This is a genomic window from Chromohalobacter sp. HP20-39 (genome assembly GCF_033052815.1).
Classification (GTDB): Bacteria; Pseudomonadota; Gammaproteobacteria; order Pseudomonadales; family Halomonadaceae; genus Chromohalobacter.
Genome location: NZ_JAWHTP010001166.1, coordinates 1 through 236 on the forward strand (window position 1 = coordinate 1; position 236 = coordinate 236).

The 236-nt window shown below is 55.5% G+C and carries 1 pseudogene; it reads left to right on the plus strand.

Annotation, left to right across the window (positions count from 1 at the left end):
* Positions 1-236 (plus strand): annotated as a pseudogene (locus RVY79_RS21565) (glucose-1-phosphate cytidylyltransferase); the annotation flags it as partial.

The window sequence follows — 236 nt, forward strand, 5'->3', positions numbered from 1 at the left end:
GAAGAGTCGCACCTCAAGCCCAAACCCATGATCGAGATTGGTGGCCGCCCGATCCTGTGGCACATCATGAAGATCTACGCGGCCCACGGCATCAACGATTTCATCATCTGCCTGGGTTACAAGGGCTACGTGATCAAGGAGTACTTCGCCAACTACTTCCTGCACATGTCGGACGTGACGTTCGACATGTCCAAGAACGAAGTGACCGTGCATGAGCGCCATGCTGAGCCTTGGCG